The organism is Pseudomonas fluorescens (assembly GCF_902497855.1).
Lineage (GTDB): Bacteria > Pseudomonadota > Gammaproteobacteria > Pseudomonadales > Pseudomonadaceae > Aquipseudomonas > Aquipseudomonas fluorescens_BI.
In genome coordinates this window covers 342,493-367,920 of the sequence record NZ_CABVHU010000003.1, presented here as the reverse complement: position 1 = coordinate 367,920, position 25,428 = coordinate 342,493, and the positions used below count along the sequence as shown (strand labels likewise).

Annotated in this window: 23 protein-coding genes; 12 read left to right on the top strand and 11 right to left on the bottom strand. The window is 61.8% G+C overall.

Annotated features, from left to right (window positions below):
• Positions 1–153 precede the first annotated feature (153 nt).
• Together F8N96_RS09310 and F8N96_RS09305 are read left to right on the top strand one after the other, a co-directional pair.
• Positions 154–819 (top strand): COG3650 family protein, encoded by a 666-nt coding sequence (locus F8N96_RS09310; RefSeq protein WP_150797534.1) that lies wholly within the window; start codon positions 154–156, stop codon positions 817–819.
• A 95-nt stretch (positions 820–914) separates the two neighbouring features.
• On the top strand, positions 915–2,528 hold the full coding sequence (locus tag F8N96_RS09305) for an NAD(P)/FAD-dependent oxidoreductase (protein ID WP_150797533.1): 1,614 nt from the start codon (positions 915–917) through the stop codon (positions 2,526–2,528).
• A 134-nt stretch (positions 2,529–2,662) separates the two neighbouring features.
• On the opposite strand, the gene F8N96_RS09300 is transcribed toward F8N96_RS09305, so the two are convergent.
• On the bottom strand, positions 2,663–3,757 hold the full coding sequence (locus F8N96_RS09300; RefSeq protein ID WP_150797532.1) for a PLP-dependent cysteine synthase family protein: 1,095 nt from the start codon (positions 3,755–3,757) through the stop codon (positions 2,663–2,665).
• Positions 3,758–3,995: 238 nt separating this feature from the next.
• Here F8N96_RS09300 and nhaA point away from each other — a divergent pair, with 238 nt between their 5' ends.
• Complete coding sequence (gene nhaA / locus F8N96_RS09295) at positions 3,996–5,171, top strand: Na+/H+ antiporter NhaA (RefSeq protein ID WP_150797531.1); 1,176 nt, start codon at positions 3,996–3,998, stop codon at positions 5,169–5,171.
• Between the two features lie 202 nt (positions 5,172–5,373).
• Here the strand turns inward: nhaA and F8N96_RS09290 are convergent, their stop codons facing one another.
• The gene (locus tag F8N96_RS09290; protein ID WP_064676178.1) at positions 5,374–5,838 is read right to left on the bottom strand and encodes a glycine zipper 2TM domain-containing protein; all 465 of its coding nucleotides are present in this window, start codon (positions 5,836–5,838) and stop codon (positions 5,374–5,376) included.
• A 170-nt stretch (positions 5,839–6,008) separates the two neighbouring features.
• Here F8N96_RS09290 and F8N96_RS09285 point away from each other — a divergent pair, with 170 nt between their 5' ends.
• Entirely contained in the window at positions 6,009–6,245 is a 237-nt protein-coding gene (locus F8N96_RS09285) for a hypothetical protein (protein WP_150797530.1), read from the top strand.
• A gap of 5 nt (positions 6,246–6,250) precedes the next feature.
• On the opposite strand, the gene pdxH is transcribed toward F8N96_RS09285, so the two are convergent.
• From pdxH to dinG, 5 genes are all read right to left on the bottom strand, one after another.
• Positions 6,251–6,895: a pyridoxamine 5'-phosphate oxidase gene (gene pdxH, locus F8N96_RS09280; RefSeq protein ID WP_150797529.1), complete on the bottom strand. Its 645-nt coding sequence runs from the start codon at positions 6,893–6,895 to the stop codon at positions 6,251–6,253.
• Positions 6,896–6,919: 24 nt separating this feature from the next.
• On the bottom strand, positions 6,920–8,005 hold the full coding sequence (locus F8N96_RS09275; protein ID WP_150797528.1) for an OmpA family protein: 1,086 nt from the start codon (positions 8,003–8,005) through the stop codon (positions 6,920–6,922).
• A gap of 114 nt (positions 8,006–8,119) precedes the next feature.
• Positions 8,120–9,265 carry a serine hydrolase domain-containing protein gene (locus tag F8N96_RS09270; protein WP_150797527.1) on the bottom strand — a complete coding sequence of 382 codons (1,146 nt, stop codon included), beginning with the start codon at positions 9,263–9,265 and terminating at the stop codon, positions 8,120–8,122.
• A gap of 239 nt (positions 9,266–9,504) precedes the next feature.
• Positions 9,505–12,033, bottom strand: a complete 2,529-nt coding sequence (locus F8N96_RS09265; protein ID WP_150797526.1) for a beta-galactosidase — start codon at positions 12,031–12,033, stop codon at positions 9,505–9,507.
• A 96-nt stretch (positions 12,034–12,129) separates the two neighbouring features.
• Complete coding sequence (gene dinG / locus F8N96_RS09260; RefSeq protein ID WP_150797525.1) at positions 12,130–14,274, bottom strand: ATP-dependent DNA helicase DinG; 2,145 nt, start codon at positions 14,272–14,274, stop codon at positions 12,130–12,132.
• A 99-nt stretch (positions 14,275–14,373) separates the two neighbouring features.
• Between dinG and F8N96_RS09255 the strand changes: the two genes are divergently transcribed.
• Positions 14,374–14,832: a CopD family protein gene (locus F8N96_RS09255; protein ID WP_150797524.1), complete on the top strand. Its 459-nt coding sequence runs from the start codon at positions 14,374–14,376 to the stop codon at positions 14,830–14,832.
• A gap of 110 nt (positions 14,833–14,942) precedes the next feature.
• On the opposite strand, the gene F8N96_RS09250 is transcribed toward F8N96_RS09255, so the two are convergent.
• From F8N96_RS09250 to F8N96_RS09235, 4 genes are all read right to left on the bottom strand, one after another.
• Positions 14,943–15,701: a collagen-like protein gene (locus F8N96_RS09250; protein WP_150797523.1), complete on the bottom strand. Its 759-nt coding sequence runs from the start codon at positions 15,699–15,701 to the stop codon at positions 14,943–14,945.
• On the bottom strand, positions 15,694–15,972 hold the full coding sequence (locus F8N96_RS09245) for a DUF1145 domain-containing protein (RefSeq protein WP_150797522.1): 279 nt from the start codon (positions 15,970–15,972) through the stop codon (positions 15,694–15,696). Before F8N96_RS09245 ends, F8N96_RS09250 begins: the two co-directional genes overlap by 8 nt.
• A 147-nt stretch (positions 15,973–16,119) precedes the next feature.
• Positions 16,120–16,833, bottom strand: coding sequence for an OmpA family protein (locus F8N96_RS09240; protein WP_150797521.1), 714 nt, complete (start codon positions 16,831–16,833; stop codon positions 16,120–16,122).
• A 90-nt stretch (positions 16,834–16,923) separates the two neighbouring features.
• Positions 16,924–17,619, bottom strand: a complete 696-nt coding sequence (locus F8N96_RS09235) for an OmpA family protein (protein WP_150797520.1) — start codon at positions 17,617–17,619, stop codon at positions 16,924–16,926.
• A 190-nt stretch (positions 17,620–17,809) separates the two neighbouring features.
• Here F8N96_RS09235 and F8N96_RS09230 point away from each other — a divergent pair, with 190 nt between their 5' ends.
• The 7 genes from F8N96_RS09230 to F8N96_RS09195 all read left to right on the top strand — a co-directional run bounded on the left by F8N96_RS09230 (position 17,810) and on the right by F8N96_RS09195 (position 25,245).
• Positions 17,810–18,307: a DUF6231 family protein gene (locus F8N96_RS09230; RefSeq protein WP_150797519.1), complete on the top strand. Its 498-nt coding sequence runs from the start codon at positions 17,810–17,812 to the stop codon at positions 18,305–18,307.
• 4 nt (positions 18,308–18,311) lie between these two features.
• Positions 18,312–18,788 (top strand): YchJ family protein, encoded by a 477-nt coding sequence (locus F8N96_RS09225; RefSeq protein ID WP_150767069.1) that lies wholly within the window; start codon positions 18,312–18,314, stop codon positions 18,786–18,788.
• Positions 18,789–18,912: 124 nt separating this feature from the next.
• Entirely contained in the window at positions 18,913–19,407 is a 495-nt protein-coding gene (locus tag F8N96_RS09220) for an LEA type 2 family protein (protein ID WP_150797518.1), read from the top strand.
• A complete protein-coding gene (locus F8N96_RS09215) occupies positions 19,404–19,613 on the top strand; it encodes an SEC-C metal-binding domain-containing protein (RefSeq protein ID WP_064676164.1) in 210 nt (69 codons plus the stop codon). The genes F8N96_RS09220 and F8N96_RS09215 overlap by 4 nt, the downstream gene beginning before the upstream one ends.
• A 265-nt stretch (positions 19,614–19,878) precedes the next feature.
• Positions 19,879–22,329 (top strand): penicillin acylase family protein, encoded by a 2,451-nt coding sequence (locus tag F8N96_RS09205; RefSeq protein ID WP_150797517.1) that lies wholly within the window; start codon positions 19,879–19,881, stop codon positions 22,327–22,329.
• Positions 22,330–22,522: 193 nt separating this feature from the next.
• Positions 22,523–23,560, top strand: a complete 1,038-nt coding sequence (locus F8N96_RS09200) for a ligase-associated DNA damage response exonuclease (protein ID WP_150797516.1) — start codon at positions 22,523–22,525, stop codon at positions 23,558–23,560.
• Complete coding sequence (locus F8N96_RS09195; RefSeq protein WP_150797515.1) at positions 23,557–25,245, top strand: ATP-dependent DNA ligase; 1,689 nt, start codon at positions 23,557–23,559, stop codon at positions 25,243–25,245. Before F8N96_RS09200 ends, F8N96_RS09195 begins: the two co-directional genes overlap by 4 nt.
• Positions 25,246–25,428: the final 183 nt, after the last annotated feature.

Genomic DNA, 25,428 nt, shown 5'->3' with positions numbered 1-25,428 from the left:
CTGAAGGTTAAGCCCAAACACCTTGTGCGCTAAAGCCAGAAATATGGCGGGATGTTACTCGCTCCCACATCGAATCCTCGACAAGGCCAATTCATGGGTTGTGATGAACGGTCAGGCTGAGTAACGTGACGGCACTTGTCAGGAGACCCGAAAATGCGTGTTGCCCGTTCCTTGCTGCTTGTCGCCATGCTCCCGCTGTTTGCCGCCTGCCAGTTGCTCGATGGCCCCGATGAAAGCGCCTCCCACACCGGGCAAACCCGCATGCAGGGCCAACTGACGGCGGCCGATGGCAAGCTGTTGTTCCAGCCATGCAATGAACAACGTAGCTACGTGGTCAACGACACCGGCGGCACCAGCGTCCTGCAAGAAGCAGCCACGCTGGCCAATGCCCGGGGCAAATTGTTTGCCGACGTGCGTGGCCGGGTCGTTACCAGTGACGCCGATAACCGACTCGATCTGCAGCAGCTGTATCGCGTCGAGCGTTCCGGCGCCGCCTGTGACGATCCAGATTTCAAAAAGTTGATCCTGCGCGCTGCCGGCCACGGTCCTGAGTGGAACGTAAAAGTCAGCGCCAAAGGCATGGTCATCGAACGCGTCGGTCTGCCGCCATTGGCGGTGCCGTACGTTGAAGAACAACTGGGCGATGGCCGCTTCAACCTCAGCACCGAAGCCAATAAGCAGCACATCGAGCTGTGGGTCGCGCCGCAACGTTGTGTCGACAGCAAGACCGGCAGTGTCCAGCACATGAGCGCCGAACTGCGCATCGATGGCAAGGTTCAGCGCGGTTGCGGGTATTTCGGCGGATCCCGGGACGACTGATCGTTTAAGCCTCACGGGTATGCGCCTTTGGGGCTTATAATCGCCGGTTTCAAACGCCTTGGCGCAGTTGTGCGCCCCGCGAACCGGATCCCGTCATGTTACGAATCACCGAACTCAAGCTGCCGATCGACCATCCCGATGAAGACCTGCGCCCTGCCATCGTGCAGCGCCTGGGGATTGCCAGTGATGATCTGCTCGATTTCACCTTGTTCAAGCGCAGCTACGATGCGCGCAAAAAGTCCTCCGAACTGTGCTTTATCTACACCATCGACCTCAATGTTCGCGATGAGGCGGCGGTACTGCACAAATTCGCCGATGACCGTAACGTCAATGTGGCGCCGGATGTCAGCTACAAGCCGGTTGGCCAGGCGCCGGATGATCTGCAACAACGCCCGATCGTCGTAGGTTTCGGTCCGTGCGGGATTTTCGCCGGGCTGCTGCTGGCGCAAATGGGCTTCAAGCCGATCATCCTCGAGCGCGGCACCGAAGTGCGGCAACGCACCAAGGATACCTGGGGCCTGTGGCGCAAGAGCGTGCTCAACCCCGAGTCCAACGTGCAGTTCGGCGAGGGCGGCGCGGGGACGTTCTCCGATGGCAAGCTCTACAGCCAGATCAAGGATCCGAAGTTCATCGGGCGCAAAGTCCTGCACGAGTTCGTCAAGGCCGGCGCGCCGGAAGAAATCCTCTACGTCAGCAAACCGCATATCGGTACGTTCCGCCTGACCGGTGTGGTGGAAAACATGCGTGAGCAAATTCGCGCCCTCGGCGGCGAAGTGCGCTTCCAGCAGCGAGTCACCGAGGTCCTGATCGAGGATGGCCAACTGGTCGGCGTCGAACTCAACGGCGGCGAGCAGATCCATTCCAAACACGTGATTCTGGCCCTCGGCCACAGCGCCCGGGACACTTTCCGCATGCTTCATGCCCGTGGTGTGTTCATGGAGGCCAAGCCGTTCTCGGTGGGTTTCCGCATCGAACACCCCCAGTCGCTGATCGACCGCGCGCGCCTGGGCAAGTACGCCGGCCACCCGAAACTGGGTGCCGCCGACTACAAACTGGTGCACCACGCCAGCAATGGTCGTTCGGTCTACAGCTTCTGCATGTGCCCGGGCGGCACGGTCGTCGCCGCGACCTCCGAGCCGAACCGCGTGGTCACCAACGGCATGAGCCAATACTCGCGTAACGAGCGCAACGCCAACTCCGGGATCGTGGTCGGCATCACCCCGGAGGTCGATTATCCAGGTGGGCCGCTGGCCGGGATCGAGCTGCAGGAGCGCCTGGAATCCCACGCCTTTGTGCTGGGCGGCAGCAACTACGAAGCGCCAGCGCAACTGGTTGGCGACTTTATCGCGGGCAAACCGTCCACCGAGCTGGGCAGTGTCGAACCTTCCTACAAGCCGGGAGTGGCGTTGGGCGATCTGGCGCTGGCCTTGCCGGCGTTTGCCATCGACGCCATTCGCGAAGCCTTGCCGGCGTTCGAGAAGCAAATCCGTGGCTACTCGCTGCACGACGCGGTCTTGACCGGGATCGAAACGCGAACCTCATCGCCGCTGCGGATTACCCGGAACGAGTCGATGCAGAGCCTGAACGTGAAGGGCCTGTTTCCGGCGGGTGAAGGCGCGGGTTATGCCGGCGGGATTCTGTCGGCGGGTGTCGACGGGATTCGGATTGCCGAAGCGGTAGCGCGGGATATTCTCGGCCTCGAGGCCTGAACAAAAACCCGCGATCGACACATTTCCTTGTAGGAGCGAGGCTTGCCCGCGAAGAACGATGACGGGGTCTATCTGGAAGACCGCATTATCGTTCTTCGCGGGCAAGCCTCGCTCCTACAGGGGTTGTGTCGAGCTTAGATATTGGCGCGGAGAATAGTGTCCGGCAGCGGTTCGCCGCGCTCGACGCTCGCCGCCACCGCGTCTATCAAACCGCTCAATTCGTACCCCTGGGCCTTGAGCCAATCCTGATCGTAATAGGTGGTCGCGTAACGTTCGCCGCCATCACACAGAATCGCCACGATCGACCCCGACTCCCCCGCCTCTACCATCTGCCGGGCAGCCATCAAGGCGCCGATCAGGTTGGTCCCGCTCGATCCGCCCACACGACGTCCCAAACGCTGCGCCAGGTAATGCATGGCCGCCAGTGACAGGGCGTCCGGCACTTTGACCATCGCATCGATCACCTTGGGCAAAAACGACGCTTCCACCCGGGGCCGACCGATGCCTTCAATCCGCGAACCGTGATCCAGGCGCAGGCTGGCGTCGCCCGTCAGGTAGTAATCGAAAAACACCGAACGCTCGGCATCGGCACAGAGCACGCGGGTGCAATGCTGACGATAACGCACGTAACGACCGAGGGTCGCCGTGGTGCCGCCAGTACCGGGGCTGGATATCAGCCAGCTCGGTTCGGGATGCTGTTCGAAACGCATCTGCTGGAAGATCGATTCTGCGATGTTGTTGTTCGCCCGCCAATCAGTGGCGCGCTCGGCGTAGGTGAACTGATCGATGAAATGCCCGTCGTGCTCGCGCGCCAGGCGTTCGGATTCGGCATAGATCCGGGTCGGATCGTCGACCAGATGACTCTGGCCGCCGTAGAAGCCGATCTGCTCGATCTTCTCTATGGAAGTGCTCGCGGGCATCACCGCGATGAATGGCAAACCCAGCAAACGGGCGAAATACGCTTCGGAAATCGCCGTCGAACCACTGGACGCCTCGATCACCGGCGCACCGGGCTTGAGCCAGCCGTTACACAGTGCATAGAGGAACAACGAGCGCGCCAACCGGTGTTTCAGGCTACCGGTGGGATGACTTGATTCGTCCTTGAAATACAGTTCGATGCCTGGCAAACCCGGCAGCGGCAACGGGATCAGGTGGGTGTCGGCACTGCGCTGGAAATCGGCTTCGATGATCCGGATGGCTTCGCGGGCCCACTGTCGGTTGTCGCTCATGGTGGTTTTCTCGTCGAGTCGGCCTCTGGCAAGGCTCAATTGACAAGCTTAGGAAGAATCCTACATCACGCACAGATACAGCTGAGGTTCAATACAGCCGGCAACTGCTAGGCTCAGCTCCGTGTTGGCCATTAACCTTGCAACGCTATATAACAAAAAAGAATATAACTTTTGTTTTAACAACTAACGGTACGGGTTAGGGTGTGCCACCTTTTGAATCCATCGATGGAGAGCGACCTTGCCTCTGCGTAGCACTTTCACGCGTTTCTTTCAGTTGGAAGCTGCCAGCGGTCTGTTATTGATCGCCGCTGCAGCCCTGGCTTTGATCATCAACAACTCCCCGCTGTCATGGCTCTATAACGGCCTGCTGGACACCCCTGTGGTCGCCCAGATCGGCGCCCTGAAAATCGCCAAGCCCTTGCTGCTGTGGATCAACGACGGTCTGATGGCCTTGTTTTTCCTGCTGATCGGCCTGGAAGTGAAGCGCGAAGTGCTCGACGGCCAACTGTCCCGGCCATCACAGATCGTCCTGCCCGGCGCGGCCGCCATTGGCGGCATGGTAGTGCCGGCGCTGATCTACTGGTTTCTCAATCGGGATAACCCGCCAGCCCTCAGTGGCTGGGCCATTCCGATGGCCACCGATATCGCCTTCGCCCTCGGCGTGCTCGCCCTGCTGGGCAAGCGGGTGCCGGTGTCGCTGAAACTGTTCCTGATGACCCTGGCGATCATTGACGACCTCGGCGCCATCATCGTCATCGCGATTTTCTATTCAGGTGCTCTGTCGACGCTGTCACTGGCGCTGGCGGCAGCCTGCATCGCGGCGCTGATCGCGATGAACCGGCTCGGCGTGGTCAAGCTCGGGCCGTACATGATCATCGGTCTGATCCTGTGGGTCTGCGTCCTCAAGAGCGGCGTTCACGCGACACTGGCCGGCGTGACCCTGGCCTTCTGCATTCCGCTTCGCACCAGGAATGCCGAACCTTCGCCGCTGCTGACCCTGGAACACGCCCTGCATCCCTGGGTGGCCTACGGCATCCTGCCGCTGTTCGCCTTCGCCAACGCCGGCCTGTCCCTGAGCGGGGTCACCGTCGAAAACTTCACCCACGATGTGCCGATGGGCATCGCGGTCGGCCTGCTGCTGGGCAAGATGCTGGGCGTGTTCGGCCTGACCTGGCTGGCGGTGAAAATCGGCATCGCCGCCCTGCCCCAAGGCGCCAACTGGGGTCAGGTACTGGGCGTGGCGATCCTCTGCGGCATCGGTTTCACCATGAGTTTGTTTGTCGGCTCCCTGGCGTTTGTGCCGGGGGCCAGCGAATACGCCGGGATGGATCGGATGGGGATTTTGACGGGGTCGATACTGGCGGCGGTGATCGGGTATGGGGTGACGGCGGTGGCGAGTCGCAAGAGAAGTTGATCCGGGCGTACACGAATCCTAAGTCCAACAAAGATCCACTGTAGGAGCTGGCTTGCCAGCGAAGGCGGCCTTAAGCCTTGCATCGCCTATGAAAACGCCTTCGCTGCGGTGCGGCGATCCGACAAGCCAGCTCCTACAGGTTGTATCCAAAAAAAACCCCGACCAGTTCACCTGATCGGGGTTTTCTTTTGCCTTATTCCGCTTAGTGCGAAACGCGGCTCGTACCATCCACCGTGGCAATCCGCACACGTTCGCCGACACGGAACACTTCGTTTTCCTGAACCTGTTGCACGTAGGCGCGCATGCTGCCGTCGTCTTCACGGACGGTGATTTCTACACCCTGGGTGCGAGTCAGGCCTTCTTCGGTAGCGGAGCCGAGCAGACCACCCGCCACGGCGCCGATGACCGCGGCGACAATACTGCCGCGACCGCCGCCGATGGCGCTACCGCCGACACCGCCCACGACTGCGCCCGCGGCGCCGCCGATCGGGGTCTTGGTGCCTTCGATTTTTACCGGACGCAATGCTTCAATGGTGCCCATGCGAATCGTCTGTACACGACGCGCTTCGTCACGGGAGTAAGAGTCACCGGTCAGGTTCGATTGGCAGCCAGTGAGCAACATCGCCATGGTGGAAAAGGAAGCAACCAACAGAACAGACTTACGCATAGCATCAACTCCAAAAAGACAGGTATTCATTAAACTCCGCAGCTTGACGCCTGTCACCGCATCACCCGGATAAAATTGGTTTCATTCAGTTCCGGTACAGACGCCTTTCGCGAACTCACCACACAGTAGCGGCAAATTGCGGGATCTGCCCCTCTGACTCAAGGATTGTCATGGATTACTTCATCATTGTCGTCACCACTGTCGCCGGTCTGTACTTCCATTGGTGGCTGTACGTGCGGATCAAACGCTGGATGGACCGCGACCTGGCGTTGGCCCTGGCGGGTAGCGACAAGCATAAAAAAGCCTTCATGCTCCAGCAATTGGCAAACGCCAAGACGCAGAAGATCAAGCGTCGAGACCTGCCCCAGTGGCTGGAGGCCGCTGCGACAGGCTATCCCGGTCGGTAGACTGCTCAGGGTGCCAGACGTTCAAGAATCCAGTTGGCGCCCAGACGGTAGTTGAGGCGATCGTGCAGACGGCTCGGACGGCCCTGCCAGAATTCGATGCGCTCAGGCAACAGACGATAGCCACCCCAATGCTCGGGGCAGTGCGGCTGAGTGTCGCTGAAGCGTTGCTCGGTGTTCTTGAGCAAGGCTTGCAGTTCGTCACGATCGGCAATCACCCGACTTTGCGGTGAAGCCCAGGCACCGAGCCGGCTGCCCAGCGGCCGGACTTGGTAGTAGGCATCGGACTCCTCGGGTGTGACCTTCACCACCCGCCCTTCGATGCGCACCTGGCGCTCCAGGGCCGGCCAGAAAAAGGTCATGGCGGCGAACGGATTCGCCGCCAGGTGCTGGCCCTTGGCGCTGTCGTAGTTGGTGAAAAAGGTAAAGCCCTGCTCGTCCAGCCCCTTGAGCAGCAGAATGCGGCAATGCGGCCGACCGTCCTGATCGACGGTGGCCAGGGTCATGGCGTTGGCTTCCACCGGCGCCTGTTCGGTTTTCACCGCGTCGGCGAACCACTGGTGGAACAGCGCGAACGGCTCGGCCGGGGCTTGCGCCTCGGTCAGGCCGTCCCGGGTGTAGTCGCGACGCATATCAGCCAGGCCCTTGGTCATGGCGCATTCCTTTTGGTTAACGAATCACTTTTTTGCAGCATCGGCAGCGGCGACTTTCTTGTCGGCGGCTGCGGCCTTGGCCGGCGCGGTCTTTTTCGCCGGAGTCTTGGCCGGTGCTTTCTTGGCTGGCGCCTTGGCAGCTTTCTTGGCCGGCGCCTTTTTCACTGCAGGGACATCGGCTTTCTTCGCCGCGGGTGCTGGGGTAACGGGCGCGACCACTGGCTTGACGTCCTGGGCGGCGACCAGGCGGATTGGCGCCGGCGCCGGCATGTTGTACTTGCTCAGCAGCGCCACCATGGTGTTCTGTGGGGTCACCAGCAGTTCCACGCGACGGTTCAGGGCGCGACCTTCATTGCTGTCGTTGGCAGCACGCGGGGCTTCGCCGCCCATGCCGCGCAGCATCAGGCGATCACGCTGCAGGCCGCTGAGGCGGAAAATCGCGGCCACGGATTGGGCTCGCTCCTGGCTCAGTTTCACGTTGGCCGGTGCCGCGCCCGACGTATCGCTGTGACCGAGCACCAGCACGGCAGTCTTTGGATCGACTTCGAGGATTTTTGCAACCCGGGTGAAAGGACCGAGGGTCACCGGCAGCAGCATGGCCGGACGGTCAGGGTTGAACGAACCGTCTACCGGCGCGATGACCACCAGCACGTTTTCACGACGCTCGAGTTGCAGATTGCTGTCCTTGATCGCCGTGCGCAGACGCGGTTCGTAGTCGTCGAGCCAGGCCTGGGTGACTTTTGGATCAGGCATCGGCACGGCCTTGGCGGTGCTTTGTTCCTTGCCACCGAACGGCCACCACCATTTGCCCCCTGCATCGGCTTCAGCCTTGGCCACCTCGACAGGTTTGGCTGCAGGTTTTACTTCCGGTTTTTTATCGAGCACCTCTTCGGAACCAAACGGCCAGTACCATGGGCTGGCGCTTTCAGCCTTGGCCACCGGCGCGGTTGCCGCAGGTTTCAGAGGGGCCGGAGCTGGATCTTTGGCGGCAACTTTGTCCGATGAGCCGAACGGCCACCAGCTGCTGCCATCCGAATCATTTTGTGGAGTTTGTGCGCAACCGGTGATGGCGAAGCACAGGGCCAAGGCGAAGGTTTTATTGGATGACATTGGATTTCCACAAAATGAAGTAATGAACAAATCTGGCCGGATCAACCCGGATAAACAGACGTTTTGAAAACATAAAGGCCTTCGGGTTCCGGCCCTGGAACCCTTGAGCAGGTTTTACAGACAAGTGGCCAGTATCCGCACCAGCTTTTGCGCCCGCGGATCCATCAAGACGTACGGTCCCAGGGTGTTTGTCACAAAACCGAAGGCCACGTCGTACTCCGGATCGGCAAAACCGATGGAACCGCCCGCTCCCGGATGGCCGAAGGCGCGGGGGCCAAGGCCATAGGTCGCGTTGGCGACGTCCGGCTGATCAAGCATGCAACCCAGGCCGAAACGGGTCCGGGTCAGTAATGTCTTGTCCTCGCCGAGGCTGTGTTCGCGCGTCAGCTCGTCGAGCATGTCGCTTTCCAGCAGGCTGCCATCGAGCAGGCCGGCGTAGAACCCGGCCAGGCTGCGGGCATTGCCGTGGCCATTGGCCGCCGGCTGCTGCATCCGGCGCCATTCCGGTTTGTTGGTGCTGGTCATGATCGACGGCGGGTTGGTGAACGCCCGCGTGCTCATGGCCGTCGGTTCGCGCATCGTCACTTGCAGCAAGCGCTGGGCCGCGGCGTCGCCGACGTTGCCCTTGCCACGGGCGATGTGCGCTACGCGGTGAAATTCAGCGTCCGCCAGGCCGACATGGAAATCCAGCCCCAACGGCTTGGCAACGCGCGCCACGATCGACTCGCCCGGTCCTCGACCGTCGGCACGCCGCAGTAGCTCGCCGACCAGCCAGCCATAGGTGATCGCGGCGTAACCGTGACCTTCCCCCGGCGTCCACCAGGGTGTCTCGGCGGCCAGGGCATCGACCATGGTTTGCCAGTCGTAAAGCGCTTCCGGCGCCAACGGTTCACGCAGCGCCGGCAGACCGGCCTGGTGGCAGAGCAACTGGCGCAGGGTCACGGACGCTTTGCCGGCGGCGGCGAACTCGGGCCAGTAGCGGGCAACCGGAACATCCAGCTGCAGTTTGCCTTCGGCCACCAGTTGCAGGGCGGTCACGGCGGTAAAAGTCTTGGTGCAGGAGAACAGGTTGGCCAGGGTGTCGCTGTGCCAGGCGTCGCAGCCATCCTTGTCGGCACTTCCCGCCCAGAGATCGACCACGGTCTCGCCGCCGACCTGGATGCACAACGCGCCGCCACGCTCCTGGGGATCGTCGAACAACGCCGCGAACGCTTCACGCACCGCTTCGAACTTTAGATCGTAATAACCCTGAATCAGCACCCGCAACTCCCTTGGACAAACGCATTACAAAGTGGCCCGCATTGTTCCAGCCATTGAGGCTTTTGGGAACAGGGGCGGGCCGGATGGTCGATCGCCCGTGGAATGGATCAGAGATTCATGGCGTCTTGGCGGACGCCTTCGCGGGCAAGCCTCGCTCCTACAGTTCGCGCATGTCTTGCACGGCGCAACACCCGTAGCAGCGAGGCTTGCCCGCGAAGAACGATAACGCGGTCTCAGGCCTAATGGCCATCGGCCGAATGCCCACCCGCCTTGCCAGCGCCCTGCCCCGGTCCCTTGCCGGCATCGCCCTGCCTGCCGCCCTCGGCATCGTGGCTGGCTTTCTCCGCCTCGGCTTTGGCCTTCCCGGCCTCCTTGCCCAGTTGCTCGACCAACGCCAGGTTGCTCTTGCGCACACTGTCGACGAACCCCTGGAACGGCAGGTCGGTGATGCCCACCAGACCAAAGTGACCGTTCTCCCCGTCCTGCAGACGCCCGGTCACCGGTTGATCGAGGTACTGGAACCAGTGCACCCCGACAATCGACGGTTCGTTCATCGCCTGCTTGAGGAAGTTCGCGTAGGCCGGCCCACGGTCTTCTTCTTTGGCCAGTTGCGTCACGCCCCCCCAGAACGGGCCGCGATCCGCGGAGCCGAAGTTGAATTCGGTGATCAGCACCGGTTTGTCCAGGCTGCGCAGCGCGGCGAAGTCATAGCCGTCCTGCGGTTGCAGGGTATACATGTTGAAACTCAACACGTCGCAATACTGGGCGCAGGACGCCACGGCTTCCGGCGTGCTGACGGCAAAGCGGCCGCCCAGCAACAGCTGATTCGGCGCGTGCCACTTCAGCGAATCGGAAATGGTCTTGAAGTAGGTGTCGGCGAAGACCTTCTGGAAATACTTGAAGTCGGCTTCGATTTCCGGGTGCTCAGCGCTCGGCAGTGGCGGCACGAAGCCCGGGTCTTCCATCAATTCCCAGGCCGGCAGGTCAATGCCCCAGGCTTTGGACAGGCCCGCCTGGTTGCGGTACTTGTCCCGCAGTTGCTTGAGGAACGCGCGTTTGGCCGGCACGTCGGTGGTCATTTTCAAGGTGCCATAGGCCAGTGCGTAACGGGCTTTCGGGTCGTCGCCGGGACCGGCCCAGGCCAGTTCGTTATCGGCGAAGTAGCCGATCAGCCACGGATCGTCGCGGTGGTCGCGGGCTGCGATGGCCACGGCACGTTCGGTGGCCATGGCGAACCGCGGGTCGAACGGGTCGGGCATGCCCCCCCACCAATCGTTGCCGGTGCTGATGCTGGCGTAATCGCCGACGATCGACAGCGGCAAGGTGTATGGCACGCGGTCGGCGTTGGCCAGCACCGGAGCACTCCAGTTACCGACGGTGTTGAAACCCCAGGCTTGCAGGCGGTCAAGCGCGTGGCTGGCCCATTGCTTTTCATCGACCAGCGCTTTGCAAGGTTCGGCGACAGTCTGTTCAGCCGTTCTTTCGACTGTGGCTTCGACGGCATCGAACTTGGCGGCTTCGGCAACTCCGGCCTTGGACTCGGTAGCCGCAGGGGCAACGGGTTGCTCAGCGGCCTTGGCGACCGTCGCTTCGACCGCATCGGACTTGGCGGCTTCGGCCACACCGGCCTTGGTGTCGCTGCCCAGGGCACAAGGTTCGCCATACAGGCGCTGCAGGTTGGCGCCATAAAAGTCGTACCAGCGACCGGCGTTGTAGCCACGGCCCTGATCGACACCATTCCCACCGCGGTTGTCGCCTTCGCCGTAGTGGCTGGCCAGGCGTTCATCGGGTTTGGGCAGGGATTCGAACATCCATTCGCGTCCGGCGATATAGGTCCGATTGACGTCCGGGGTCACGGTGTTGACCCCTAGCGAGTAGAACGGATGCCCTTCTGGCGTCACCAGGTACCAGCGACCGTCGCGTTTCTCGGTGCGGAAAAAGCCACTGGCCTTGAAGACCGGGCCTTTATCCAAGCCTCCGAACCTGTCCAACGACGCCTTCTGACGCTCGGCCAGCCAGGTTTTCAGCTGTTGCTGTTCCTTGGCCGCAGCGCTTTTGAGTTGTTCGTCATTGCCGATCTTCTCTGGCCATTTGGCGCGGGTGGACTGCCCGTAAGCATCCACCAGACCGCCATAAGCCGCTTTGGTCACCGCTTCGCCTTCCTGCACGCCGAACCGCTCGAGCAGGATGCTCTGGGCGACTTTCGGCTGATCCATCGACAAGGTCACGGACACCACCTGGCTGCGCTCCAGCTCACCCGCGCTGCTGGCCAGCAATACGCGCTGACCGTCAAAGGTCATCGGCATCGGCGGCCCGGCTTTCATGCCCAGGCTCAAGGGTGTAAACGGCTGCAGCGGCACGAGCAAGGTTTGCGCAGGGCCGGCCGGCAAATCGACGCGACTGACCAGGGTCTTGCCGTCGTTGCTCTGGATTTTGACGTACAGGGTCACGGCCCAATTCATCGCGTTTTGAATCCGCAGGCTCATGAAACCCGACTGCGACCAGTCCCAGGCACCGGTTTGCGGGCTCAGGCGCAAGGTGGGCTGCGCCACCGGGTTGAACGTCACCCGACGCAACACTTCGCCTTCGGCCGTTTGTTCGGCGTTGGATTGCGGCAGGCTGGCGTCCTGAGTCGCCACCTGGACCACGTCGGCAGGGCGCACAAAGTTGAACAGCGTCTGTTGGGCGGCAGGCGCGGCCAGCACAGGCGCTGCAAACATCAGGGCAAAAACGACAGGTAACGAACGGCGCAGCGAACGGCGAATCATGAGAACGAAATTCTCCCTAACGACCTTCAATCGGCCAATGGAAAAGCGATGGTAGAGAGATAGACAACGCGGTGGGCAAAATTGCCCACCGGTGTTTCAGGAAATTTCACGACGGAATGGCGGCAACGCATTGAGGATCGCCTTGCCGTAGCGCTGGGTCACCAGGCGTCGATCGAGCAAGGTGATGGTGCCGCGGTCTTCTTCGGTGCGCAGCAAGCGCCCGCAGGCCTGGACCAGTTTCAGTGAGGCATCCGGCACCGAGATTTCCATGAACGGATTGCCGCCCCGGGCTTCGATCCATTCGGCCAGGGCCGCTTCGACCGGGTCATCGGGCACCGAGAACGGGATCTTGGCGATCACCACGTGTTCGCAATACGCTCCGGGCAAGTCGACCCCTTCGGCAAAACTCGCCAGGCCGAACAGCACGCTGGAGTCCCCGCCATCGACCCGCGCCTTGTGCTTGTTCAGGGTTTCCTGCTTGGACAGGTTGCCTTGAATGAACACTTGCTTGCGCCAGTCGCGGTCCAGGCCGTCGAACACGTCCTGCATCTGTTTGCGCGAGGAGAACAGCACCAGGGTGCCCCGGGACCCTTCCACCAGCGCCGGCAAGTCACGGATGATCGCCGCGGTGTGGGCCGGAGCATCACGCGGGTCGGCCTTCAGGTCCGGCACCCGCAGCACGCCCGCGTCGGCGTGGTGGAACGGGCTCGGCACCACCGCGGTCACGGCTTTTTTCGGCAGGCCGGCGCGCATGCGGAAACGGTCGAATGTACCGAGTGCGGTCAGGGTCGCCGAGGTCACCAGCGCGCCGTAAGCCACGTTCCACAGATTGCGTCGAAGCATTTCCGCCGCGAGGATCGGGCTGGCATTGACCTCGATGTCAAACAGCGAACCGCTTTCAGCCAGGGTCAGCCAGCGGGCCATGGGCGGGTTGTCTTCCGGGTCTTCGACGGTAAAGGCGGTCCACAGCTCCCAGTTGCCCGAAGAACGGGACAACAGGCTGCCGAATAGCGGATACCACTCTTCGGCCTGGTTGCTGGCGATGCCGATGTTGACCTCGCCGTCCATGCCTTCCTTGAGCAGTTCGGTCAGCCGGGTGAACAAATCGGTCAGGCGGGCAAAGCCCTTCTTCAGCTCGATGCCCATTTCGCGCATGTGCTCGGGAATCACCCCGCCGACGAAACGGTGACGCGGTCGCTCGCGGCCTTCGACATCTTCGCCGGGTTTGAAATCGGCGACCTGCTCGCACGCGGTGAACATGAACTGCTGCTGGGTCTTGATCTCCCGCGCCAGCTCCGGCACCTGTTCGAGCAACTTGCCCAGATCCCCCGGCAGCGGGTGCTGGGCCAGGAGCTTGGTCAGGTTCTTGGCGGTGGCTTCCAGCCAGTCGGCGGTGGAACGCAGGCGCGTGTAGTGGGCGAAGTGGCCGATGGCCTTGTCCGGCAGGTGATGGCCTTCGTCGAAGACGTAGATGGTGTCGCGCGGATCGGGCAGCACCGCCCCGCCGCCCAGGGCCAGGTCAGCCAGGACCATGTCGTGGTTGGTGACGATCACGTCGACCTTACCCATGCCTTCGCGGGCCTTGTAGAAGGCGCACTGGCCGAAGTTGGGGCAATGCCGGTTGGTGCACTGGCTGTGATCGGTGGTCAGGCGGGCCCAGTCGGCGTCTTCCAGGGCGGTGGACCAACTGTCACGGTCGCCGTCCCACTTATTGCCGGCGAGCTTCTCGATCATGCTGGTGAACAGCTTCTGGCTGGCCTCGTCGACCTCGATCTTGAAGCCTTCTTCTTCGAACAATTGTGCGGTGGCCGTTTGCGCGTGGCCCTCCTGGAGCAACATGTCGAGCTTGGACAGGCACATGTAGCGCCCGCGCCCCTTGGCCAGGGCGAAGCTGAAATTCAGCCCGCTGTTGCGCATCAGGTCGGGCAGGTCCTTGTAGACGATCTGCTCTTGCAGGGCCACGGTGGCCGTGGCGATCACCAGGCGTTTGCCGGCGGCCTTGGCCGTGGGGATGGCCGCGAGGCTGTAGGCCACGGTTTTACCGGTACCGGTGCCGGCTTCCACCGCGACAATCGCGGGGTCGCCACTGCGCCGGCCTTCGTCGTCGGTGTCGATGTCGCCGAGGACCTTGGCAATTTCGGCGATCATCAGGCGTTGCCCGTAGCGCGGCTTGAGGCTCTTGGCTTCGAGAAAACGCGAGTAGGCGCCCTGGATCGTGGTTTTGAGTTCGGTGCTGATCATGGATTGTCGGGCGCAAAAAACGCTGGATAAATTTTCAGTGGTTCGGTTCGGTCGCTATCATACCCCGCTAATTAATCCCGCGCAGAACGGAGTACCTCAATGACACCTTTTGGCATCGTTTATACCCTGCATGTCCTGTCCGCCCTGGTCTGGGTAGGCGGCATGTTTTTCGCCTGGATGGTCCTGCGCCCCGCCGCGATGAAGGCGCTGGAAGGCCCTGCCCGGTTGAAATTGTGGGTAGAAGTGTTTCAAGGATTTTTCCGCTGGGTCTGGGTGGCGGTGGTGCTTTTGCCGATCAGCGGCGTGGGCATGATCCATCTGCAGTACGCCGGGTTTGAAACCGCGCCGCGTTATGTGCAGGTGATGATGGGGCTGTATGTGGTGATGACGGCGTTGTTTATCCGGATCCAGGCGTTGATGTTGCCTGAGTTGCGCATTGCGGTAACGGCGCAGGATTGGCCGACCGGGGCGGCGGTGCTGGGGAGGATTCGCCGGTTGGTGGGGATCAATCTGATGGTCGGGTTGGTGTTGGTGGCGATTGCTGCGGCGCGGCCGTGATCGTTCCCATGCTCTGCGTGGGAATGCCTCAAGGGACGCTCTGCGTCCAGTGACGCGGAGAGTCACGGGCTGCATTCCCACGCAGAGCGTGGGAATGATCGGTTGAGAGGTTACAACCGCTGGACAGTCACCGTACCTTCCGCACCCGCAGGTCCTGGCTGGCCATCAGCGCCAGGACGCCCGCTCTTGCCGCCATCGGCCTTGTACACGAAGCAGCCCTTGGCCTTGCCACCGGCCCCCGGCTTGCCGCCAGGCCCGGCCATGCCACCGGCACCGCCGGCGACCTGGACCTTGATCTGTTGCGCCGGGTAATCGCGCGGCACTTCCAGCCGGACCAGCGCACCCGATGCCCCCGGCTGGCCGTCGCTGCCATTGGTGCCATCGGCGCCGCGACCGGCCTGGCCCCAGGTGCAACCCGGTGCCTGCCCGTTGGCCCCATCCAGCCCGACAAAACCCGGTGCGCCGGCGCCACCGCGAGCGTCTACCGACAATTGCGGCGCCTCCAGCGACTTGATCTGCAACGTCAGGTTACGCCCGGAACGGGCAGCCTTGAGGAAGGTGCCCGGCGCACCGCGGGCGGTGATCTGGCTGCCTTCGGCCAATTGGGCACGACTGACCTTGAGCGCCAGTGCCTGTTCGCTGGGTACGATCGCAATCCGCGCTTCACGCCCCAGGCGCAGTTGGTCGACGGTCACTTCGGTCACGTTCGAAGGGATCAGCAAAGTACCGTAATCGGCCACTTCCAGGCGTTCCAGGTGCAAGGTGCTGGCCGTGTTGGGCAAGCGCATCAGCGAGTTGGCTTCAACGCTTACCACCTGGGCGCAAGCCAATGGGCTGACAAGTGCGGCGAGCAGACAGAGATTACGCATGGGAAGCCTTCGATACAGTAGGAGCCGGAATGGTTTGCAGGTGGTAAACACCGAAAAAGAGGATCTTCAGGCGATCACGCCAAGGGTGGGCGCGCCCTCTGAGGCTGCGAAAGCAGAACACCGCCTCCAGCAGATGAAGGCCTGCCAGCAGGCTAGCGGCCATATTGACCAACAGGTGCAGCGGATAGACAAACGGCATGAGCAGGTTGACCAGCACCACTAACCAGAACAGCAGGGTCAACAGCTTCCCCAGCCACCAGAACACCTTCATACGCTCACCCGTTGAGAATTATTCTTTGCACGCACAGTAACGGCTTCCACACGGGATAAGCCAGAGGGCAATGGCAAATTCTTCATGAAGGTGCCGAATGGCCGCCGGATCGGCCATTATGGCTGTCCGACGGCTCTATTACGGGCCTCAGCGATTGATGTGCAACTCCACGCGGCGGTTTTGCGCGCGCCCTGCGTCTGTTTCGTTATCGGCCATCGGCTCGCGCTCGCCCCGGCCTTCGCTGGAGAGTTTGTCCGGCGCCAGGCCCCGGCTCAACAGATAGTCCGCCACGGCGCTGGCACGACGTTCCGACAGTACCTGGTTGTAGGCATCCGAGCCTTTGCTGTCGGTGTGACCGATCACCTTGATGCTTACCACATCGGCGTTTTGCAGTTTGCTCATCAGCGAATCCAGCTGGCTTTGCGCAGAAGGGGTCAGGCTGAACTTGTCGAAGGCGAACAGCACGTCGTCTCTGAGGACAATGACTTCGGCGCGCACCGGTTCAACAGGTTTCACGGTGACCGGATACTGTGGCAACGGGCAACCGTGATGCTCGACGGGCGTATTGGCAGGCGTATCAGGACAGCGATCGCGTCGATCGAATACACCATCGTCGTCTTCGTCGCCATCCTGGGCGAAACAGATCAAACCACCGGTGAGAATACCGAGCGCCGCTCCACCCGCCGCCCAACCGCTACTTTGCAGCGCGCCCAGGCCGCCACCGACCAGCCCGCCGATCACACTGCAGATTGGCCAGGTTCGTTGATTCAAGGGGGCGGTGCCATCGCTGTGAGTAGCGCAACCGGTCAACACGCTGCCGAGCAGCAGAACCGGCAAGACGGTCCTTGTGAGAACACTCATGGTGAAAGCTCCTGTGTTACCGGCCGATGCCGGTTACACAGGAGTAAAGACCCGCATCCGCGACTGCACAAGCCGCGAAATGCGAGGGGCCTAGCGGTTGATTTTGATCTCGGTGCGACGGTTCAGTGCACGGCCGTCAGCGGTTTTGTTATCGGCCACCGGCTGGCTTTCACCGGCACCGGCCACGGACACGAAGCTGCTGCGTGGAACGCCTTGGGAAATCAGGTATTCGACCACCGAATGCGCACGACGATCCGACAGTTTCTGGTTATAGGCATCACTGCCCACGCTGTCGGTGTGACCGGTGACGGTCAACTGGGCAGTGGAAGCCTCCTGTTTCAGGCGAGTGGCGATTGTGTTGAGTACCTCTTTATCGGAAGGGGTCAGCGTGGCTTTGTCGAACTGGAAATGAACATCGCGAATGACGATGACTTCTTCCTTGACCACGACGGCCTCTTCGACCACTGGCGCAGGCACCGGTGGAGGGCAACCGTCGGCGTCGACCCGTACGCCTGGAGGCGTACCCGGGCACTTGTCGCGGCTGTCCGGTACACCATCGCCGTCTTCGTCGCCATCACCGTGAACCCAGCAATAGGCCGCAGCCGTGCCGCCGATCAGCAGCGCGCCATACCCTGCCCATGCCGAACTCTCGGTTGCGCCAAGACCCGCACCCACGACACCACCGACCGCCGCACAGGTCGGCCAGTCGGTTTTCTGCAAACCTGCGCAACCAGTCAACACACTGGTTAGCAGAACCAAGGGTAATGCTGTCCGAACTATGCTCATCTAGTTATCTCCTGAGGGATCGGCTTGAAAACCGATTCTAGGGAGTAAAGACCCCACATTTAATCTCCGCCAGCAATAGGCCAGTGCTGTTTGGTCCCGTGTTCGCGGCTGATCGACACTTTTGACGTATCAGGCTCTATATATGGACCTGTGGGCAGGCTAGTCTTGGCGCACTGATTGAGGATCTTCGATGATTGCAGCTATTTCTTCGCGCACGCCCCAGCAGGCGCTGGCCGCATTGCTTGATCGTTACGCCCCGGCGCGCCTGTTGCTGATTGGCGCCAGCGAATTCCCCGCGCTTGAAGCATTCAAGCTCGCCCATCCGGACACCTGCGTGGCCCATTCGGCTCCTGGCCCCTTGCCGGACGAACTGGCGGCACGCCGGTTTGACCTGGCGCTGGTGGTCGATTGCCTGGAACATTTGCCCAAGCGCGATGGCCTGAACCTGTTGGGTGGGATACGCAACCTCAACGCCAGCCGCATCGCGGTGCTGGCGGACTTGCCGGCCAGTGGCTGGCAAGAGACCGACTTCTTCTCCCTGGCCCTGCAAGCCAGCGAGCGCTTCCAGCGCGACGAGCAGGTGCTGACCCTGTTCACCTATGATCTGCTTGAGTACAAACAAGTACCCGACTGGCTCAATTCGAGGTTCTGGGCCAATCCGGAAAATTTCGGGAAATATTGGTGGTAACGCAATGAGTACATCCATTTGCCCCTGCGGCAGCGGCACCCTGCTTGACGCCTGCTGCGGTCATTACCATGCCGGGCATCCGGCGCCTTGTGCCGAAGCCTTGATGCGTTCGCGCTACAGCGCCTATGTGCTGGGCCTGATCGATTATCTGGTGGCGACCACCCTGCCCGCGCAACAAGCGGGCCTGGACCGGCAGTCCATCAGCGACTGGAGCGCCCAAAGCACCTGGCTGGGCCTGGACGTGGAAAGTTCCGAGGTCCTCGGCGGCCAGCCGGAACACGCGTTCGTCACCTTCACGGCGCGCTGGCACGATGGCGGTGGCGAACACAGCCACCGCGAACGCTCCTCGTTCGTGCAGAACGCCGGCCGCTGGTACTTCATCGATCCCACCGTGCAACTGAAGGCCGGGCGCAACGATGCCTGCCCGTGCGCCAGCGGGCAAAAATTCAAGAAGTGTTGCGCGGGGTATTTCGCCACTTGAGGTAACCGCAAAAGATCGCAGGCTGCAGGATTACGCCGATCCAAGGCAGGAGCTGCCGAAGGCTCGGGCCGCGCTCGGACGATCTTTTAAGGGCTAAACTGGTGTTCAAGGGAGAGTTTCGACCATGATCACCCGACGACTCGTACTTTATCTCTTTACCCTGCTCCTGTTTGCGGGGCTCGGCGGCTGTGCGTCATGGTTCAGTAATGACGGGCCGGAACCACAGGTGCACCTGGTCAAGGTCGAAGTCGTCCAGGCCAAACTGATGCAGCAACGATTCCTCCTGTACTTTCGCGTCGACAACCCCGACGACAGCGACCTGACGGTGCGCGGCCTCGAATACCGGATTCATCTGGGCGACCTGCTGCTGACCGAAGGCGAACACGAACACTGGTTTACGGTCGGTCCCAAGCGCAGTGCGTATTTCAAGGTGCCGATCCGCACCAACCTGTGGCCCAAGGTCCGGGACGTGGTGAAACTGCTGAAGAAACCCGGTCAGCCCATCCCCTACCGTCTGGAAGGTGAAATGGAAACCGGTTTATTCATCGCGCACTACGTGCACCTGGCGCGCAATGGCGTGATAATCCCCGCCGATTTAATTCCGGAGCAACCTCGATGACCCAGCAACCCCATGTCCATGGCCCTGACTGCAACCACGATCATGACCATCACGAGCACCACGATCACGACCATGGCCATGTCCACGGCCCGAACTGCGGCCACGCCCACCAGGAACCGGTGCGCAACGCCCTGAAAGACGTCGGCCGCAACGACCCTTGCCCGTGCGGCAACGGCAAGAAATTCAAGAAGTGCCACGGGGCTTGAGAACAACGGATCGTTGAACGCCACCAATCCCTTGTAGGAGCCGGCTTGCTGGCGAAGACGGCGGCACATTCAGCAGAGGTGTTGGCTGATAGACCGCTTTCGCTGGCAAGCCAGCTCCTACAGGGGATCTTCATTGAACGCCAACATCCCGCAGGCTGCGATCTTTGCGTTTGGCAGATAAATCCTGAAACAAGCTGCTTGCGCGCCCACCTCCTGCTCACTAACGTAGCGCCTTTAATGACGCTACCCCCGCAGGAGCTTTGCCATGGCCTCGCCAGCCCTCTCACATTTTCTTCCCCGGTTCGGCGTTGCCGCAGCAGTGGCCGGTGTCTTGGGCCTGACCGGCTGTCAGACCACCAGCACCCAGGACACCCTCCCGCCGACCTCCGGGGTCCAGCCGCTCAAAGGACTGGCGCAGAACGTTTCGGTACGACGCAATGCCATGGGCGTGCCATTGATCGAAAGCAACAGCTTCCATGACGCGCTGTTTTCCCTCGGCTATGTGCACGCCACAGACCGCATCACCCAAATGGTGACCCTGCGCCTGCTGGCCCAGGGTCGTCTGGCGGAGATGTCCGGTCCGGACCTGCTGGACGCCGACCGCTACATGCGCGCGGTCAACCTGAAGAAAAGCGCCGACGAACTGTACAAAGCGTCCTCGCCGCGCCTCAAGCGCTTTTTCGAAGTCTACGCGCGCGGGGTCAACGCCTACCTGTTCCGCTACCGCGACAAGCTGCCGGCGGACCTCGCCGCCACCGGCTACAAACCTGAATACTGGAAACCGGAAGACTCGGCGCTGGTTTTCTGCCTGTTGAATTTCAGCCAATCGGCCAACCTGCCAGAAGAAATTGCCTCGCTGATGCTGGCGCAAACCGTCACCACCGACAAACTGCCATGGCTGACACCCTCCGCTCCCGATGAAAAACTGCCGGTGGCCGAAGCCGAAAAACTTCAGGGCCTCAAGCTGAACGGGCAAATTCCGGGCCTGGCCGATATCAGCAAAGCCACCGGCCAACTGTCCGATCTGAACCTGCTGGGCGCCGCTTCATCGAACAATTGGGCGATCGCCCCGCAACGCAGCCGCAGCGGTAAAAGCCTGCTGGCCAGCGACAGCCATGGATCCCTGGGCGTGCCGTCCTTGTTCAGTTACGTGCAGATTCGCGCGCCGAAGTATCAGGCGTCCGGCATCACCATCGCCGGTTTGCCGATGGTGCTGAGCGGTTACAACGGCAAGGTGGCCTGGAGCATGACTTCGGTCATGGGCGATAACCAGGACCTGTTCCTGGAAAAAATCAAACGCCAGGGTAACGGTCTTTCCTACGAGGTCGGCGGCAAATGGCAGCCGGTGATCGTGCGCAACGAAAGCTATTTCGTCAAAGGCCAGCGGCCGACTCGCGAAGCCGTGTACGAGACCCGCCATGGTCCGCTGCTCAACAGCGCCCAAGGCACGGCGCTGGCCAACGGCTTCGGCCTGGCCTTGCAGACGCCGAACTTCACTGACGACAAGACCCTGGATGCGTTTTTCGACCTGTCCCGGGCGCAGAACGTCGAAAAAGCATCGGATGCCAGCCGGGAAATTCGCGCAATGACCCTGAACCTGGTCTTTGCCGACGCCCGCAACATCGGCTGGCAAGTTACCGGGCGCTACCCGAACCGCCGCGAAGGCGAAGGCTTGCTGCCCTCCCCGGGCTGGGAAGGCCGTTACGACTGGGACGGTTACGCCGACCCGATGCTGCACCCCTACGACCAGGACCCGGCCCAAGGCTGGCTCGGCACCGCCAACCAGCGGGTCATTCCCCATGGCTACGGCATGCAGCTGTCCAATTCCTGGTCGGCCCCGGAACGTGGCGAACGCATGGCCGAACTGGCTGGCGCGGGTAAACACGACACCCGCAGCCTGATCGCCATGCAATACGATCAGACCACGACCTTCGCCGCCAAACTGAAGAAAACCTTCCAGGCACCCGGCATGGCCCAACCGCTCAAGCAGGCCATTGAAGCGCTGCCCGACGCCGATCGCAGCAAGGCGCGCGAGGCGTATACCCGTTTGATGGCGTTCGACGGCAAACTCAGCCCGACCTCCACCGACGCCGCGATCTACGAACTGTTCCTCCAGGAAAGCACCCGGCAGATCTTCCTCGACGAACTGGGCCCGGACACCAGCCCGGCGTGGAAGGCCTTGATCGCCAACGGCAATTTGTCCTATGCCGCCCAGGCCGATCACCTGCTGGGCCGTGAGGACAGTCCGTTCTGGGATGACGTTCGCACTCCGCAGAAAGAAGATAAACCGGCAATTCTCGCTCGCAGCCTCGCGGCGGCTATCAGCGCCGGCGACAGTCAGTTGGGTGGCGATCACAAAGCCTGGCAGTGGGGCAAATTGCACCGCTACGAATGGAAAAACACCAGCGGCCAGACCGTGCGCGGTCCGCTGCCGGCGGGGGGCGATCACACCACTCTCAACACGGCGGCGTTCACCTGGGGCCAGGACTTCAACACCACCCTGGCACCGGCCATGCGCTTGATCGTCGACTTCGGCCAGGTTGAACCGCTGATGGGGCAGAACAGCACAGGTCAGTCCGGCAACCCGGCGAGCCCCAATTATCTGGACAGCATCGATCCCTGGCTCAAGGGCCAGTACATGAGCTTGCCGATGCAGCCGCAGAACTTCGACAAGGTGTATGGGAGCAAGCGGTTGACCCTGACGCCAGGCAAATAACCCCTTCCAATGTGGGAGCGAGCCTGCTCGCGAATTCGGTCCGATATTCACCAATGATGTCGACTGATACACCGCTTTCGCGAGCAGGCTCGCTCCCACAGTTGAATGTCGTTCGTGCTTTGAAAAACCGATAGAACTTCTCGCCTCGCGCATACCTCATAGCTAACAAATCCCCCCATTTTTGGTAACAAACATGGACCTTGTTATCGCCCGCCCCGAAGGTTTGTACTGCCCCGCCGGGGATTTCTACATCGACCCCTGGCGCCCGGTCGAACGGGCGGTCATCACCCACGCCCACGGCGATCATGCCAAAGGCGGCAACCAGCACTATCTGGCGGCGGCTCCCGGCGAAGGCATCCTGCGCACGCGCCTGGGGGCCGATATCAACCTGCAAACCCAGCCTTACGGGGTACCCCTGACTCACCATGGCGTGACCCTGAGCTTTCACCCCGCCGGGCATGTGCTCGGTTCGGCCCAGGTACGACTGGAATACGGCGGCGAAGTCTGGGTCGCCTCGGGGGACTACAAGATCGAGCCTGACGGCACCTGCGCGCCGTTCGAACCCGTGCGCTGCGACACCTTCATCACCGAATCGACCTTCGGCCTGCCGATTTATCGCTGGCAGCCCCAGGCGCAGGTCTTTGAAGAGATCAATCAGTGGTGGCAAGCCAACGCCGCCGCCGACAAGGCCAGCGTGCTGTTCTGCTACGCCTTCGGCAAGGCCCAGCGCATTCTCCACGGCATTGACGCCAGCCTCGGCCCCATCCTGGTGCATGGCGCGGTGGAACCGTTGAACCGGGTCTATCGCGAGAGCGGTGTTTATCTTCCGCCAACGATCTACGCCGGCGAGTTGCAAAAGAGCGACCCCATGATGCGCAAAGCGTTGGTGCTGGCCCCGCCTTCGGCAGGCGGCAGCACCTGGATGCGACGCTTCGGTGACTACAGTGACGGCTTTGCCAGCGGTTGGATGCGCTTGCGCGGCACTCGTCGGCGCCGCGGCGTGGACCGCGGCTTCGTCTTGTCCGACCATGCCGACTGGCCAGGGCTGCTGTGGGCCATCGAGCAAACCGGCGCCGAACGGGTCATGGTCACCCACGGCTCGGTCGGGGTATTGGTGCGCCACCTGTGCGAGCTAGGACTCGATGCGCAAAGTTTCGATACCGAGTACGGCGACGATGAGGAAGAAAGCCCGGTAACAGAGGCGCCAGAAATCGCCGAGGTGCTGACATGAAGGCCTTCGCCCGGTTGTACGCCGAGCTCGACGCCACGACATCGAGCAACGCCAAACTGGCGGCGATGCAACATTACTTCACCGAGGCCGCCCCGGAAGACGCAGCCTGGGCGGTTTATTTTTTGTCTGGTGGACGTCCCAGGCAACTGGTGCCCGTGCGCATCCTGCGCGAACTGGCGGTGACATTTTCCGGCCTGTCGCCGTGGCTGTTCGAGGAGAGTTATCAGGCCGTCGGCGATCTGGCGGAAACCATCTCGCTGGTGCTGCCCGAAGCGCCCCACAGCTCCATCGACGGATTGGCGGTATGGATCGAAGACAAGCTGCTGCCCCTGCGCGGCGCGCCAGCGGAAGAGCTCGCCGCACGGCTTCCCGGGCTTTGGGCGCAACTGGACCGTCCCAGCCTGATGCTCTGCATCAAATTGATCACCGGCAGTTTCCGGGTCGGCGTCTCCAAGTTGCTGGTGACCCGCGCCCTGGCCTCCATGGCGCACCTGGACAGCAAACGCGTGGCGCAGCGACTGGTGGGGTATACCGACCTGTCCCACCGTCCGAGCGCGGCCAGCTATTTGAAGCTGATCGCCGCCGAATCGGCCGACGAGCACGCCCAGCGGGGTGGCCAGCCCTATCCGTTTTTTCTGGCCCATGCGCTGTCACAGCCGGTCGAACAGTTCGAAGCCCTGCTCGGCCCCGCCAGCCACTGGCAAGTGGAATGGAAATGGGATGGCATCCGCGCCCAGGTGGTCAAGCGCGATGGCCGACTCTGGATCTGGTCGCGGGGTGAAGAACTGGTCACCGAGCGCTTTCCCGAACTCGATAGCCTGGTTCACGGCCTGCCTGATGGCACCGTGATCGACGGTGAGATCGTGGCCTGGAAAACCGCTCGACCGGACACCGAGGATGCCTTCGATCCACACGCGCCAGCCGCACCAGCGGTGCAACCTTTCGCCCTGCTGCAACAGCGGATCGGTCGCAAGACCCTCGGCAAGAAAATCCTCGACGAGGTGCCGGTGGTCGTTCTCGCTTACGATTTGCTGGAGTGGCGAGGCGAAGATTGGCGCAATCAGCCTCAAGTCGAACGCCGCACTCAACTGGAACAGGTGATCAGTTCCTGCGCCAACCCCGTGCTGCTGCCTTCGCCCGTACTCACGGGAGAAGACTGGTTCGACCTCGCCCGGCAACGGGAAGCCTCCCGCAGCCTGGGGGTCGAGGGCATGATGCTCAAGGCCAGGGATGCTTTGTATGGTGTCGGCCGGACCAAGGACATGGGCGTCTGGTGGAAATGGAAAGTCGATCCGTTCAGCGTCGATGCCGTACTGATCTATGCTCAGCGCGGCCATGGCCGCCGGGCCAGTCTCTACAGCGATTACACCTTCGCCGTCTGGGATGCCCCCGCCGATGCCGGCGAGCGCACGCTGGTGCCGTTCGCCAAGGCGTATTCGGGGCTGACGGATGAAGAAATGCGCCAGGTCGACAGCATCGTGCGCAAGACCACGGTGGAGAAATTCGGGCCGGTGAGCAGCGTGAAGCCGAGCCTGGTGTTTGAGCTTGGGTTTGAGGGGATCGCTTTGTCCAAGCGGCATAAAAGCGGGATCGCGGTGCGGTTTCCGCGGATGTTGCGGTGGCGGCAGGACAAGTCGGTCGAGGAGGCTGACAACCTTGGAACCCTGCAGGATTTATTGGGATGACGATGTCCTTGTGGGAGCGAGCCTGCTCGCGAAAGCGGCGTGTCATCTTGCAATGATGCTGGCTGACCCTCCGCATTCGCGAGCAGGCTCGCTCCCACAGGGATTTGCGCCAATCTGAACCAGATGGGTGCAGCAATATTCCAACGCCCATTTCCATGCATAAATCCCTCCGCATCATTTCTT

Coding starts and splice junctions, on each gene's coding strand:
- F8N96_RS09310 (WP_150797534.1), top strand. CDS start 154: ATGCGTGTTGCCCGTTCCTTGCTGCTTGTCGCCATGCTCCCGCTGTTT.
- F8N96_RS09305 (WP_150797533.1), top strand. CDS start 915: ATGTTACGAATCACCGAACTCAAGCTGCCGATCGACCATCCCGATGAA.
- F8N96_RS09300 (WP_150797532.1), bottom strand. CDS start 3,757: ATGAGCGACAACCGACAGTGGGCCCGCGAAGCCATCCGGATCATCGAA.
- F8N96_RS09290 (WP_064676178.1), bottom strand. CDS start 5,838: ATGCGTAAGTCTGTTCTGTTGGTTGCTTCCTTTTCCACCATGGCGATG.
- F8N96_RS09285 (WP_150797530.1), top strand. CDS start 6,009: ATGGATTACTTCATCATTGTCGTCACCACTGTCGCCGGTCTGTACTTC.
- pdxH (WP_150797529.1), bottom strand. CDS start 6,895: ATGACCAAGGGCCTGGCTGATATGCGTCGCGACTACACCCGGGACGGC.
- F8N96_RS09275 (WP_150797528.1), bottom strand. CDS start 8,005: ATGTCATCCAATAAAACCTTCGCCTTGGCCCTGTGCTTCGCCATCACC.
- F8N96_RS09265 (WP_150797526.1), bottom strand. CDS start 12,033: ATGATTCGCCGTTCGCTGCGCCGTTCGTTACCTGTCGTTTTTGCCCTG.
- dinG (WP_150797525.1), bottom strand. CDS start 14,274: ATGATCAGCACCGAACTCAAAACCACGATCCAGGGCGCCTACTCGCGT.
- F8N96_RS09255 (WP_150797524.1), top strand. CDS start 14,374: ATGACACCTTTTGGCATCGTTTATACCCTGCATGTCCTGTCCGCCCTG.
- F8N96_RS09250 (WP_150797523.1), bottom strand. CDS start 15,701: ATGCGTAATCTCTGTCTGCTCGCCGCACTTGTCAGCCCATTGGCTTGC.
- F8N96_RS09245 (WP_150797522.1), bottom strand. CDS start 15,972: ATGAAGGTGTTCTGGTGGCTGGGGAAGCTGTTGACCCTGCTGTTCTGG.
- F8N96_RS09240 (WP_150797521.1), bottom strand. CDS start 16,833: ATGAGTGTTCTCACAAGGACCGTCTTGCCGGTTCTGCTGCTCGGCAGC.
- F8N96_RS09235 (WP_150797520.1), bottom strand. CDS start 17,619: ATGAGCATAGTTCGGACAGCATTACCCTTGGTTCTGCTAACCAGTGTG.
- F8N96_RS09230 (WP_150797519.1), top strand. CDS start 17,810: ATGATTGCAGCTATTTCTTCGCGCACGCCCCAGCAGGCGCTGGCCGCA.
- F8N96_RS09225 (WP_150767069.1), top strand. CDS start 18,312: ATGAGTACATCCATTTGCCCCTGCGGCAGCGGCACCCTGCTTGACGCC.
- F8N96_RS09220 (WP_150797518.1), top strand. CDS start 18,913: ATGATCACCCGACGACTCGTACTTTATCTCTTTACCCTGCTCCTGTTT.
- F8N96_RS09215 (WP_064676164.1), top strand. CDS start 19,404: ATGACCCAGCAACCCCATGTCCATGGCCCTGACTGCAACCACGATCAT.
- F8N96_RS09205 (WP_150797517.1), top strand. CDS start 19,879: ATGGCCTCGCCAGCCCTCTCACATTTTCTTCCCCGGTTCGGCGTTGCC.
- F8N96_RS09200 (WP_150797516.1), top strand. CDS start 22,523: ATGGACCTTGTTATCGCCCGCCCCGAAGGTTTGTACTGCCCCGCCGGG.
- F8N96_RS09195 (WP_150797515.1), top strand. CDS start 23,557: ATGAAGGCCTTCGCCCGGTTGTACGCCGAGCTCGACGCCACGACATCG.